The sequence below is a fragment of the Actinomyces sp. S6-Spd3 genome, assembly GCF_000758755.1.
In the GTDB taxonomy this organism is placed as follows: Bacteria; Actinomycetota; Actinomycetes; order Actinomycetales; family Actinomycetaceae; genus Pauljensenia.
This window is the reverse complement of sequence record NZ_JRMV01000274.1, coordinates 83166-96222: the sequence shown is the minus strand read 5'-3', so window position 1 is coordinate 96222 and position 13057 is coordinate 83166. Positions and strand designations below refer to the sequence as shown.

9 protein-coding genes and 2 tRNA genes are annotated in these 13057 nt (G+C 58.2%); 1 reads left to right on the top strand and 10 read right to left on the bottom strand.

All coding sequences use genetic code 11. The features are described 5' to 3' along the window. Positions 1-14 precede the first annotated feature (14 nt). The 3 genes from rpoB to HMPREF1627_RS03865 form a co-directional block, all read right to left on the bottom strand. Complete coding sequence (gene rpoB, locus HMPREF1627_RS03875; RefSeq protein WP_034501295.1) at positions 15-3500, bottom strand: DNA-directed RNA polymerase subunit beta; 3486 nt, start codon at positions 3498-3500, stop codon at positions 15-17. A 237-nt stretch (positions 3501-3737) separates the two neighbouring features. Beyond that, positions 3738-3811 (bottom strand) — tRNA-Ile (locus HMPREF1627_RS03870). 59 nt (positions 3812-3870) lie between these two features. After that, positions 3871-4458 carry a LytR C-terminal domain-containing protein gene (locus HMPREF1627_RS03865; protein WP_231945365.1) on the bottom strand — a complete coding sequence of 196 codons (588 nt, stop codon included), beginning with the start codon at positions 4456-4458 and terminating at the stop codon, positions 3871-3873. A 120-nt stretch (positions 4459-4578) separates the two neighbouring features. Here HMPREF1627_RS03865 and HMPREF1627_RS03860 point away from each other — a divergent pair, with 120 nt between their 5' ends. Further along, the gene (locus HMPREF1627_RS03860; protein WP_034501292.1) at positions 4579-5265 is read left to right on the top strand and encodes a uracil-DNA glycosylase; all 687 of its coding nucleotides are present in this window, start codon (positions 4579-4581) and stop codon (positions 5263-5265) included. A gap of 86 nt (positions 5266-5351) precedes the next feature. Here HMPREF1627_RS03860 and HMPREF1627_RS03855 read toward each other — a convergent pair whose 3' ends face one another. The 7 genes from HMPREF1627_RS03855 to HMPREF1627_RS03825 all read right to left on the bottom strand — a co-directional run bounded on the left by HMPREF1627_RS03855 (position 5352) and on the right by HMPREF1627_RS03825 (position 13030). Further along, on the bottom strand, positions 5352-8717 hold the full coding sequence (locus HMPREF1627_RS03855) for an RICIN domain-containing protein (protein WP_107066755.1): 3366 nt from the start codon (positions 8715-8717) through the stop codon (positions 5352-5354). A gap of 312 nt (positions 8718-9029) precedes the next feature. Then, positions 9030-9209, bottom strand: coding sequence for a hypothetical protein (locus HMPREF1627_RS03850; RefSeq protein WP_034501290.1), 180 nt, complete (start codon positions 9207-9209; stop codon positions 9030-9032). A gap of 95 nt (positions 9210-9304) precedes the next feature. Next, the gene (locus tag HMPREF1627_RS03845; RefSeq protein WP_034501289.1) at positions 9305-9610 is read right to left on the bottom strand and encodes a metal-sensitive transcriptional regulator; all 306 of its coding nucleotides are present in this window, start codon (positions 9608-9610) and stop codon (positions 9305-9307) included. Beyond that, positions 9607-11289, bottom strand: coding sequence for an FAD-dependent oxidoreductase (locus HMPREF1627_RS03840; protein WP_034501286.1), 1683 nt, complete (start codon positions 11287-11289; stop codon positions 9607-9609). The genes HMPREF1627_RS03845 and HMPREF1627_RS03840 overlap by 4 nt, the downstream gene beginning before the upstream one ends. Positions 11290-11492: 203 nt before the next feature. Then, positions 11493-11909: a hypothetical protein gene (locus HMPREF1627_RS10160; RefSeq protein ID WP_234305243.1), complete on the bottom strand. Its 417-nt coding sequence runs from the start codon at positions 11907-11909 to the stop codon at positions 11493-11495. Continuing rightward, positions 11901-11976, bottom strand: a tRNA-Thr gene (locus HMPREF1627_RS03835). Before HMPREF1627_RS03835 ends, HMPREF1627_RS10160 begins: the two co-directional genes overlap by 9 nt. Before the next feature lie 202 nt (positions 11977-12178). Next, the gene (locus tag HMPREF1627_RS03825; protein WP_034501282.1) at positions 12179-13030 is read right to left on the bottom strand and encodes a DsbA family protein; all 852 of its coding nucleotides are present in this window, start codon (positions 13028-13030) and stop codon (positions 12179-12181) included. Between the last annotated feature and the right edge of the window lie 27 nt (positions 13031-13057).

Here is a 13057-nt window from a genome sequence, read left to right as displayed (position 1 = left end):
GTCATTGCTCCTTATCAGATCGCATCGATGGTCGCCGCGGCGTTCGGACGCGCATCAAGAGTGATGCCCAGTTCCTCACGCGCATTGAAGTCGTCATCTTCTTCACGCAGGTCAATCACGTTGCCGGCTGCGTCGAGAGCCTCGACGTTCAGGCACAGCGAACGCATTTCCTGGATCAGAACACGGAAGGATTCGGGGATGCCGGGCTCGGGGATGTCCTCGCCCTTAACGATCGCCTCGTAAACCTTGACACGTCCGGTGGTGTCATCGGACTTGATGGTGAGCAGTTCCTGAAGGGCGTAGGCTGCGCCGTACGCTTCCAGGGCCCACACTTCCATTTCACCAAAGCGTTGGCCACCGAACTGGGCCTTACCACCCAGAGGCTGCTGCGTAATCATCGAGTACGGGCCAGTTGAGCGAGCGTGAATCTTGTCGTCAACCAGGTGGTGCAGCTTGAGCATGTAGGCGTAGCCCACTGCAATCGGGTACGGGAAGGGTTCGCCAGAGCGGCCGTCGAACAGGCGCGCCTTGCCCTCGGCGTTGGTGAGGACGTCACCATCGCGGTTGGGGTTGACGTTGCGCAACAGACCGGCGAGCTCTTCGGCCTCGAGGCCGTCGAAGACGGGGGTTGCCACGGGGGTCTCGGGGGCGACGACGATGCCTTCTTCGGGAAGGTGCTTCGTCCATTCTTCGCCAGCCTTGACAGCTTCCGAGGCGTCCCATCCCTGGTGGGCGAGCCAACCAAGGTGGTACTCGAGCACCTGGCCGACGTTCATACGACCGGGGACACCCAGCGGGTTGAGGATGATGTCAACCGGGGTGCCGTCCTCGAGGAAGGGCATGTCTTCGACCGGGAGGATCTTAGACACAACACCCTTGTTACCGTGGCGGCCTGCCATCTTGTCACCAATGGTGATCTTGCGGCGCTGGGCAACGTAGACGCGAACCGTCTGGCGCACGCCGGGGTTGAGATCGTCTTCGTCGTCGTTGAATTCACGAACGCCAATGACGATGCCTTCTTCACCGTGGGGGACGCGCAGCGAGGTATCGCGAACCTCGCGAGCCTTCTCACCGAAGATGGCGCGCAGCAGGCGCTCTTCGGAGGTCAGTTCGGTTTCACCCTTCGGGGTGACCTTACCGACGAGGATGTCACCAGCGGTCACCTCGGCGCCGATACGGATGATGCCGCGCTCGTCCAAGTCAGCGAGGGATTCCTCGGAGACGTTGGGGATATCGCGGGTGATTTCTTCCTCACCGAGCTTGGTTTCGCGTGCGTCGACTTCGTACTCTTCGATGTGAATCGAGGTGAGGACGTCCTCTTCAACAACGCGACGGCTCAAGATGATGGCGTCCTCGTAGTTGAGGCCTTCCCACGACATGTACGCAACCAGCAGGTTCTTACCCAGTGCGACTTCACCATTGTCGGTGGCGGGACCGTCGGCGAGCACGTCGCCTTCTTCCACGCGCTGGCCTTCGTCAACAATTACGCGCTGGTTCGTGCAGTTACCGGGGTTGGAGCGCTCGAACTTCTCGAGGCGGTAGGTGTCGCGTCCGCCTTCATCCGTGGTGACGACAACCAGGTCTGCCGAGACCTCGGTGACAACACCGGAGTGCTGGGCGATAACCATTTCGCCAGAGTCGTGTGCGGCACGCTGTTCCATACCGGTACCCACGAGCGGAGCTTCCGTGGTGAGCAAGGGCACGGCCTGACGCTGCATGTTCGCGCCCATGAGGGCTCGGTTTGCATCGTCGTGCTCGAGGAAGGGGATGAACGCGGTTGCCACGGACACCATCTGGCGAGCAGAAACGTCCATGTAATCCACGCGATCACGTGCGATGAGGGTCGGGTCTTCGCCGGCAACACGGCACAGAACCTGCTCATCGATGAAGTGTCCATCAGCATCGACCGGCGAAGAAGCCTGTGCGATGAAGTGGCCCTTTTCGTCATCGGCGGTCAGGTACTCGACTTCGTCGGTGACCTGTCCGTTGCGGACGATACGGTAGGGGGTTTCGATGAAACCGAAGGGGTTGATGCGGGCGAAGGTTGCCAGCGAACCAATCAGACCAATGTTCGGGCCTTCAGGGGTTTCAATCGGGCACATACGACCGTAGTGCGAGGGGTGAACGTCACGAACCTCCATGGAGGCGCGGTCACGAGACAGACCACCAGGACCCAGAGCCGACAGACGACGCTTGTGCGTGAGGCCAGCCAGGGGGTTGTTCTGGTCCATGAACTGCGAGAGCTGCGAGGTTCCGAAGAACTCCTTGATTGCAGCCACAACAGGACGGATGTTGATCAGGGATTGCGGCGTGATGGAGTCCGTTTCCTGAGTAGTCATACGCTCACGAACGGTACGTTCCATACGTGCAAGGCCCGTACGCACCTGCGCCTGGATGAGTTCGCCCACGGCGCGGATACGACGGTTTCCAAAATGATCAATATCGTCAGACTCGACGCGAACCTCGACGGGCTCACCGTGACGGACGCCTGCGAAGGTCTTCTCACCGGCATGCAGGGCAAGCAGGTACTTGACGGTCGCAATAATGTCACCGATGGAGAGCACCAGTTCGGGGCTATCGGCCGGGGTGTCAACAGCCAGCTTCTTGTTGATCTTGTAGCGGCCGACCTTTGCCAGGTCGTAACGCTTGGGATCGAAGTAGAAGTTGTGCAGCAGAGCCTCAGCGGCTTCAACGTTGGCGGGTTCGCCCGGACGCAGCTTGCGGTAGATATCGGTCAACGCCTCGTCGCGGGTACGAACGGTGTCCTTCTCGAGGGTCTCAAGAAGCACCGGGTAGGCGGCGAAGTGCTCGCGAATTTCGGCCTCGGACAGGCCAAGAGCCTTGAGGAAGTGCGTCACCGACTGCTTACGCTTACGGTCGATGCGCACGCCCACGGCGTCACGCTTATCGATTTCGAACTCGAGCCATGCACCACGGCTGGGGATGATCTTCGCGTTGAAGATTTCCTTGTCGGATGCGCGATCCGAGGTCCGCTCGAAGTACACGCCCGGCGAACGGACGAGCTGCGAGACGACGACACGCTCGGTGCCGTTAATAATGAAGGTGCCACGGGGGGTCATGAGCGGGAAATCGCCCATGAAGACGGTCTGCGACTTGATTTCGCCCGTGTTGTAGTTCATGAACTCGGCGGTCACGTACATGGGTGCCGAGTAGGTGTAATCCTTAGCCTTCGCTTCTTCAACGGAGTACTTCGGTCGTTCCAAGCGGTGATCGCGGAACGAAAGAGACATGGTGCGAGCCACGTCTTCAATCGGCGAGATCTCTTGGAAAATTTCTTCAAGACCGGAGACATCCGGAACATCTACGCGTCCAGCAGCCTTTGCGGCATCCACGCGTGCTTTCCATGCATCGTTTCCCAGCAACCAGTCAAAGCTTTCGGTCTGCAGGCCGAGCAGATTCGGTGCCTGCAGAGGCTCGCGGAGCTTAGCGAAAGAAATGCGGTTCTTGGGCTGGTTGGCAGTGTTGGTACTTGCAGCCAACGGGGGTCCTTCCCTGCGTTTTCATTGCGCGCACACGCTTTTCGACCCATTAACTGACACCGTCCGCATCCGCCCAGCGCCTATTACAGCGAATGGATACGGGTCACCTCGGGCACAATAAAGCGCAAATACTCATCATAGGCACAGGGATATAGGGGCGCAATGCTCGACGGACAATATGTCCAACCTCACGTTCAGGTTGCCCCCAGAACTACTTCAGCGTAGAAACGCTTCCAGTGCCCCAAGTCGGGCTTGAACCGACGACCCACGGATTATGAGTCCGCTGCTCTGACCGACTGAGCTATTGGGGCGTAGAAAGTTTAACGCGAAGTATTGGCCTCAGCGCAACACGAGCCCCACAGTCCCCTACTTACTTGAGAACAACAACGACGTCGGGATCGCCCGTCTGCGTTTGAACAACACGCGAGATTCCCAAGACATTTGCAACCTCTTCAGCGGTGGGCTTGAGGTTGGGATCCTCGTAGTAGACGGTCGTAACTTCGGTATCCCAGCCACGCGCATTTGCGGCGCTTGCACCATCAAAACCGGCGTTCGCCAGTGCAGAAACCTTCTGCGCAGCAAGACCTTGAGTTCCGGTTCCGTTCAGCACGGAAATCTTCGCGGAGTGACGCACCGGGATGCTCGGCGAGGGAGAGGGGGTCTCACTTGTCGTCGCCGAGGCGGAGGGCGAGGCGGTGGCCTCGGAAGAAGGAGAAGCAGAGGGAGTGGTCGCGCTTGCGCTGGCAGATGCCGTCGCAGTAACGCTGGTCGTAGCCTTCGGCTGCGAGCCACCCGAGGTCAGGATGTGGCTGATCCCCCATGCGGCCGCGGGAACGATCACCAGCACTGCGAGGAAGGGCCACACGCTCTTCCAACGCGAGGGCTGCTGAAGGTGCATGCCCTGAGGCATGTCTTCGCCGGCGCGGTCAAATTCGTCCTTTGGATACTGAGAAGTCACGGTTTCAGAGTAGCGAAAACACTATCCCCGCGCATAGTCCCTCCCCGCGTGGCTGAGATTTCCCCATTTCAACCGATTGACGAGGCCGCGGCCCGGCAAGCCTGCGGCTACAGTAGGTCCGTGGAATCTTTGGATCGAGTGATTGACCCCTCGTGGGCACGTGCACTAGCCCCGGTTGAAGACAAAATTCACGAGTTGGGTGCGCAGCTGCGCGCTGAAGTCGAGGCTGGGCATGGGTATCTTCCCGCCGGAAGCGATGTCTTACGCGCTTTTACCTACCCTCTGGATCAGGTGAAAGTCCTCATCGTCGGCCAAGACCCCTACCCCACTCCCGGGCATGCGATGGGCCTCAGTTTTTCTGTTGCACCCGGCGTTCCTTTCCCCGCATCTCTGCGCAATATCTTCAAGGAACTCACCACCGATGTGGGCGTTCCCATGCCAACCAGCGGGGATCTGACCCCTTGGTCCAGACAGGGAGTGTGCCTTCTCAACCGCGTATTGACGGTTCGCCCCGGACAGGCTGGCTCTCATCGGAAGATGGGATGGGAAGAAGTGACCTCACGGGCCATTGATGCTCTGGTTGAGCGCCGCGATTCCTCGGGGAATCGTCTTCCACTGGTTGCAATCTTGTGGGGACGAGATGCGCAGTCTCTGCGCGAGCAGTTGGGGGATACTCCCGCGATTGAGTCTGTGCACCCCTCTCCCCTGTCGGCCAGGCGCGGTTTCTTTGGCTCGAGGCCTTTTAGCCGCGCAAACGCGCTGCTTGCGCAGCAGGGGGCAACAGCGATTGATTGGCGACTTCCCTAAGGCGAGCGTGTTCAAAGTCGCCACTCAGCGAAAAGGGGCACCCGCGTACTCTGCGCGGGCGCCCCATCTCTATAGAGCTCTAGCGATTACTGCTTGATGAAGCGGAAACGCTGAGCCTTTGAACCGTTGTATCCGTAGGTCTGCAGAGGTGTCCCATCAGCATTTCGCCCGCCCTCTAGGTCGAGGAACAGCAAGGGAGCAACAGCGGATGCAATAGCTAGATCACCGTTGTCGGTCTCGACGACCATCCATTTCTGCGCGTGAGTACCGTTTGCAGGTTGTTGAGTCACCTTGGTCCCAAAGGCTTTGCTGGCACCGTAGACATCCAGCACCTTCCCTGAGCCAACATTCGTCAAAATGACATAGCCCTGAGCATCGTGACTGACACGCCACTTTTGTGCAGAACTACCATTCGCCGAATAGAGCCACACTCGAGCGCCGGCGTCCTGTGAGGCCCACTGAACATCCAGACGCTTTCCGGGAGCAGCAATCGGTTCGATCTCGTAAATCCCATCTTCGACAAGGCCACGCGTTGCATCGGCGGCATCATCAAAACGACTGATGGGGTCGTTGAGCTTGTCGAGACGCCACTGCTGAGCGGTCGTGCCATTTGCAAGGTAACCGTCAATGGGTCTGCCATTTTGAGCAATACCGGCACTGAGGTCGACGACCAATCCCGTTCCCACATTGCGAAGCATGTAGGCCCCGCCCGTGACCGAAGTGATCACCCACTTTTGATTCGGGTTGTTCAGATCCGTTGTCCAGAGCTGAAGTTGGCGGCCCGGAATGGGCGTCCCATCTGTACTATCCAGGGATTTATTCGACCAAACATTTTCGAGGCGGTAGTAGCCATCGGCGTCACGGGAGATCTTCCAGATTTGGTCGTGGAATCCGTAGTTGGTCCACGCATGGACCTTTGCACCGTTATCCAAAGAATAATTTGCAAGAGCCATAATCATATTGGGGTTCACAACACTGGAAATCGAGTAGTAACCCGGGGCAACATCTGCCTGCCCTTCAGGACTTAGCAATGGCTTCGTCGGGATAAACGCGAAGGTCTGAGCGTCTGAACCATTGGCCGTCCACAGTTGAACGTTCGCACCGGAGAATCGCCCTCCCGCCGAGATATCAAGGACGATCGACGGATCCAAGGCGGAAACAATGGTGATACGCCCCTTGTCACCGGTCACGATCTTCCACTTCTGTGCGCGGCTTCCATTACCGCTCCACTGTGCGACATTCGTTCCGGGGCGGGATGATCCCCACTGCGCATCAAGGACCTTACCCGAGGCGACATTCGTAATGGTCGCAAACCCCTCAGAGTCATAAGAGACCCGCCACTTCTGAGCGCCACTCAAGTTCGCGTTCCACAGCTGAACATTCGCGCCATCATTTCGGCTCGCCGCCCAAACATCGAGCACCAGGTCATCTGCAAGCGCGGACTTGATGTAGTACTCGCCCGCTTCAACCGACGACTTAGCACCCACGCCGTTTTGGACGCGGATCTTTTCGAAGGAATTGCCGTTCTTCTTGTAGTAGATAATGACGGAGTCTGTCGCATCCCACAGCGCGTGGGTGTAGCCTTCCTTGGCGCTGATTGAGTCAGAGAATTCGACTTGGTAGCAGGTGTGGCCGCCTGGGCACAGTTTCTTCAGCCCGTCTTCCGCCTTGTCCATGGGGACGATCCAGTATTCAAGACCGCGGTAGGGCGAAGCCTCGGATTCCATTGCCTTGGTCTTCGTCAGGTTGAAGACACCTTTCGCTTTACCCGGCTGCGTGCTGGCAAAGGTCGATGACTCATACCCCGCAACATCAATGCCCGGATTGAAGAACAGGATGAGTTCCGCTGCGATTGAGGCATCGACATCGGTCATTTCAAGGCGCTTGAGTTCGTCTTGCTTAGTGGTAGAAAGCTCAGTCGGGGTCGCGGGATGGCCCTTGTAGTAGTACAGGTAGCGATCCCCGTAGTAGCTCTGCGTGAATCGCGCATAGTCTTCAAAGCCGGACTCCTGCTTCAGGTGGGTTCCAAGCATGAGCATGACCTCTTTGCCCTGTTTCTCAGCTTCGTTGAAGTATCCGTCATTGAAGTTGTAGAGGGCCTTGAATTGAGCTGTCGCTTCAGCAGAGGGCGCGATATTGGTCTTGAGCAGAGCCGAGATATTGACGGCCTTGACCTTGGAAGAGCTCTGAACTTCCTTGGCGAAAGCGTCTGCGTCTCCAGGCGAGCTCAGCAGTTTCGGCCGGGAGAGCCACCACTGTGCATTCGGTTCAGAATCAACCATCGCCCACAGGTATGGCGACATCTCCCAGGTACTATCGGCAGGGTATTCGGCACGGCCCTTGGCATAGGTCTTTGCCTTCAGTTCTTTCCACTCACGCACCAAACGTTCATGTGTTCCCTTGGGATTTCCGTCTTGGTAAACATCGGGGAACTTCACGTAGGAGTATGCGCCGTCAGTGATCAAACGGATCGTGTAGCGATCCTGCGGGATTTTATTCGCGTAAATGACCTTCTGGACAACGTTGACGAAGACGTCAACGACGTAGAGGTTGATCGTCGAGGAGGGGTCTAATTCGCGCAGGTCGCGCACGTAGTCGGCGACGATGTCGATGCGATCACGGAACTGCTGCGAGGCCTCGTCGAAGCCACCGGGTTGGAGGGTGATTTCCTTTTCAGAGAGATAAGGAAGCCCGTAGACACCGTAGTTATCAGCCTCGGGTCCGGGCAGCGCCTTCCAGTTGTAGGCGTTCGGGCGCTCAAACATCGCGATTACCGGGCCGGATTTACGAATCGAGTTTTCTCCCCACAAGTTCAAGGAGAACATTGCTACGGGCAAGGTCGCGCTAACCGGTGCAATGTTGTAGCTATCTGCAGTCACGCCAATAGTTTGATTGGACAGAGCGCGAACAGTGTTCCCGTTCTTTTCCAAAGTAAGCGAAGCAGTGAATTTTCCGAAGGTCCCAAAGTCAAGGGAGTAGTTTCCCTCTTGCACCTGGGCGAGGGGAATCTTCTTGTCGATCTCGCGAGTGACTTTTCCGCGGTAGTTCATCGTCGCGCGAAGGTGAACAGTATCCGCATTGGCTGCAATATCATCTGCGGCGTCATCAGCGACGCGTACTCGCACCTGGGTGGTGTTCCTTTGTGGTTCAAGAAGGATTTCCGAGGCATCAGTTGAGCGAGCGACACGCCTGCCTTGGGTGGTGGGCGTGGGAGCTTCTTCGGGTGCGGGTGAGACGCTGGCTTCAGGAGTGGCAGTCGGCGAGGCTTCAGAAGGTTGCGAAACCGTCTGCGTCGTATGTGGTGCCGTTGGGGTTGTGTCAGTGTAGGGAACCGTAGGAGCGGCCTGTGCGGGAAGTACAGCGGTTCCGACTCCAAGCGTGGTTGATAACAGTGTTGCAATGAAAATGCGCCGGAGGGTGTGCTGGCGCGTCGAAGGATATACACGGTGCATGAGAAGTAAACCCATCTGTCGTGAAAAGCTCAGGTGCCAATTGGGGGCGCACCTTTGCGTAGGCTGGATGGACAGTTGCGAGTTTACCGAGCCAGCGGAGCATTTGTTGCTGCGACAACCCGAATTTATTGGATTCAAAAATGTTTCGAAAGCTTGAAAACGCAGGGGAAAAACAGGAGTCGGTTTCCCGGATAAAAACGGATACCTCTCTATCCAATCGGTACACCAGTAGCGTCCTACATAGTGGAGTAGGTTATTCGAGCGCTCAATCCTTCCGCAGGCGGCGCGCGACGATGCCAGAAGGGCCGAGGGCTAGCTGCAGAGGCTTCCGAAGAAACCGCGCTTCTTCTTGGCGGCGGCGTACTCCTCTTCGGTATGGTCCTTATCGCACCACTGATCCGGGGGCACTTGTTCCCTCACCGAGTCGATGTGCTTGCCGCAGCCTTTCCAGGTGGTCTTTCCGCATACTTCACAGGTAGTGGGTCGACACATGATTGTCTCCTTCGTTGATCGGGCCTCGAATCCGTCAGCGGATCCGCTGCATGGTGTGATGAGGTTTTTCTAGGCGGGCTGATTGCTGTGTCGCATCAGCCTAGCCGGAGGAACAATTGCTCGAGTTCTTCGATCGAGATGCTCCCGGTTTTGACTAGAGATTCTTCCGCTTCGGGTGTCGGCGCATCATCGTTTTCGAGGATGGAATCCTCGAGCGCACACTGCGACATGATCGTCGCAACCGCGAGGTAGCTTGCGCGTTTCATCGCGGAGTTAACGGCTGCGAACTGGGTCAGGACATCGCGACAGTTCGCATCTCCACTCTCGATGTGGTCGATGAGGCTGTCGAGCTGCCCGCGAGCACGCTTGAGGCGATTGACGACCTGCTTGCGCGTCGTCATGAGTGTCCCTCCCCCGTGACGAGAACGGCCTCGGCCCGATCGCCGAGCCATGCGCGCAGCGTCTGGATGCCGCCCGACAGCATGGTGACGTTAAAGCCCGCGTGACGCACGATGCGGTAGCCGATCCAGGAGCGCACGCCCGCAGCACACATGACGACGAAGGGCCGGTCGCCGACGCTCTCGTCGACCCAGGCGCGGACTTCATCGAGGCGGTCGCGCAGCTGGGTGTGCGGAATGTTGAGTGAGTTGGGCATGTGCCCGGCCGCGTATTCTCCCACCGTGCGCACGTCGAGGACCGGCATGTCCTCGGTGAGGGCCTCCGGGCCAGTGAGGATGAGCTCGCCGGTCAAGACGTTGTGGGCAACCATGCCGGTCTGGTTGACGGGGTCCTTGGCCTGACCGTAGGGCGGGGCGTAGGCGAGGTCCAGGTCGATGAGATCCGTGGCTTTCAGGCCGGATCGCATGGCGGTCGCAATGACATCGATGCGGCGGTCCACGCCGTCGGCACCCACGGCTTGCGCGCCGAGAATCTGCCCGCTGACCCCCAGGTGCATGAGGATATGCACGGGCTTGGCGCCGGGAAAATAGCCTGCGTGTTGGTTGGCGTGCGTGTGCACCGTGAAGTACTCCGTGCCCGAGGCATCGAGGGCCTGGCGGTTAGCGCCGGTCATGGCGGCGGTAAGTCCGCCGATCCGCACGATCGCGGTGCCCTGAGGCCTCGGGATGGGGCGCGCGGTAGCCTCGCCGCGCTCGGCGTCGGAGATCGCGTCGGCGACGAGGCGTCCCCCACGGTTCGCAGGTCCGGCTAGGGCGACGGGGTGGTCGTGGTCACGGCCAACCGTGGCGTCGCCAACCGCGTAGATACCATCCACGCTGGTGCGCCCGTGCTCATCGACGAGGATATAGCCGCGGTCGGTCTCGATGCCCGCAGCCTCGGCGAGGGCAGTGTCGGGGCGGAGGCCGGTCGATAGGACGATGACGTCGGCACCCAGCTCGGTACCGTCGGAGAGCGTCACGGAGTCGTGGTCCTCGCCATGCTTGATGGACTGGGCGGAGACACCGGCGTGGACGCGCACGCCAAGAGCACGCAGCTCCTGCGTGACCAGGCTTGCCATCTCGACTTCGAGGGGCGGCAGGACGTGCTCGGCATACTCGACGAGGTGGGTCTCAAAGCCTCGCTGTGCGAGTGCTTCGGTGGCCTCGATGCCGATGAACCCGGCACCCAGGACGACGGCGTGCGTACCCGAGGCCTCGCACTGGGAGCGTGCGTCATCGACCGTGCGCAGGGTGTGCACGCGCGGGGAGTCGAGGCCATCGATTGGGGGCCGGCTGACGAGGCCGCCCGGGGAAAGGATCAGATGATCGTAGGTGAGTGCGTAGGCCTCGCCCGTCTTCGTGTCGGTGACCTGGACGCTGCGCGCCGCCGGGTCGATCGCGGTGACCTCGGAGTTGATGCGCACGTCGAGGTTGAGCGCAGCCTTGAGGGTTTCCGGGGTGTGAAGGAGGAGCTTGGCGGGGTCTTCGATCTCGCCGCCAACGTAGTACGGGAGCCCGCAGTTCGCGAAGGACACGTACTTGCTGCGCTCCAGCACGATGATCTCGGCACCCTCATCGCGTCTGCGCAGGCGCGCCGCCGCGCTCATGCCACCGGCGACTCCTCCGAGGACTACAACTCGCATATGCGGCTCACTTTCTGACTTGAGCTTTTGTCTTCTTCGCTTCCTCCAATAATACCCCTGGGGGTATTGGGAAACAAGATTCCAACACATACAGCAGACTCCACAACCTTCGAGAAAGCCCCTACTTCTGACTCGAAATTATTGGACGCACAAGGATCACCGAATTCATTTTTTCCTTAATTCTTTCGGAGACCTCACCGGTTCTACTCTGGTTTTTGTGATGGATCGGAGTTACTGCTCGCCTTGTATATCCATATAATTCCGACGAGACTTTGTGCACTAAACACAACTACCGGAATAAGCGGAGAAATGATCTCGTGGTAGATTCCTTGAAGAATGAAGAGTAAACCTGAATCTGCATAAGCAACGGCTAAGCAGATGAGTGGTACTGAACCTGCTCGTTGAACCTGATACCAGGACGACTCCGACTCTGATGCTGCCTTACGTACATCGAGCGCGATAGTACGTTTCAATCCGCAAAGCACCCGCGCAGCCACAACAAACAACAGGTATAAATAAGCCGGGTCCCCACTTTCCCGAAATAACAGGGGAATGCAGGCCGCCCGGCCAATGCCAGCCACAAAACGGGCGTATCCGTTTGGACTGAATAATGGAGCCACCTGTCGGACTCGAACCGACGACCGCCCGCTTACAAGGCGGGTGCTCTACCAACTGAGCTAAGGTGGCAACCCACATAGTGTGCCATGAGTGGGGCCACAAAGACGAATTAAAAACCGCAATATGGCTCACATGCCACTTCATGATCCTCCCCATCACGGGACACGCAAAAGCTCAGGGGACATCTCAGAAGATACAACAGGGGCGCATGCGCGACCATGTCACGCACGCGCCCCTGAAAAGCCCAATCACATGAGAGCGATCAGCAGCATCACTTCGATGCAGATGCCGGACCGGCAGCTTGAAGCTGAGCAGTAATCACGGGATAGAAGTCCTTGACACTGGTTGCCTTGACGCCCTTGAAATCAACGACGGCTTTATCGTTCACAACGAACTCAGGAGTTCCCAAAGATCCATTTTCGCGACCGTCAATCTTCGCCTCAGCCCACGCGTTGGTCGACTTGGTCAGATAGTCATTCACACCGTTTTCGGGGAAGGTGTCAATAACATCCTGCGGAATTCCCGCCTGCGCAGCGATTTCTTTAACCTTTGTAGCAGAAGCAGACAGGTCCTGAACGACAGTTCCCTTGCCGGAGTTGTACTGATCATTGAAGTAAGACAGCAAAGCATTGTGGAACTTCATCCATGTTTGCGCATCGACCTTTTGCGCAGCGACCAGAGCCGCACTGGTTGATGCATACTGATACGCGGCCTTCACCGTATTCACTGGCTGGTACTTGATGTTGTACTTACCAGCAAGAACGTCCTGGCTAACCTGCTCCCCAAAAGCCACATCGTATGCGGCACACACATGGCAGGAGTAGTCGAAATACTCAGTCAGCGTCGGAATGGATTCGTCGACCTTCCCAATACCAAGGTGGGAAACAACAACGGGTTCACCATTTGAATACGCACCGAGCGCAGCCGATCCAGCCTCGGCGATTTCTGCCTTCTTGCGGTTGGACTGAACGATCACCGCAGCAATTGCCACGATGATGACAACCACAATCAGTGCAACCAAAGAAATGATGATGTTGCGAGTCCGGCGATCTGCACGCGCCTGTTCTTCACGCAGTTGCTGCGCCTTTGCGCGCACATCCTGCGAGCGGGAAGACTTTGCCATTATTGCGGGCCTTTCTGTTGAACTGCA

Coding starts and splice junctions, on each gene's coding strand:
- HMPREF1627_RS03855 (WP_107066755.1), bottom strand. CDS start 8,717: ATGCACCGTGTATATCCTTCGACGCGCCAGCACACCCTCCGGCGCATT.
- HMPREF1627_RS03850 (WP_034501290.1), bottom strand. CDS start 9,209: ATGTGTCGACCCACTACCTGTGAAGTATGCGGAAAGACCACCTGGAAA.
- HMPREF1627_RS03845 (WP_034501289.1), bottom strand. CDS start 9,610: ATGACGACGCGCAAGCAGGTCGTCAATCGCCTCAAGCGTGCTCGCGGG.
- HMPREF1627_RS03840 (WP_034501286.1), bottom strand. CDS start 11,289: ATGCGAGTTGTAGTCCTCGGAGGAGTCGCCGGTGGCATGAGCGCGGCG.
- HMPREF1627_RS03825 (WP_034501282.1), bottom strand. CDS start 13,030: ATGGCAAAGTCTTCCCGCTCGCAGGATGTGCGCGCAAAGGCGCAGCAA.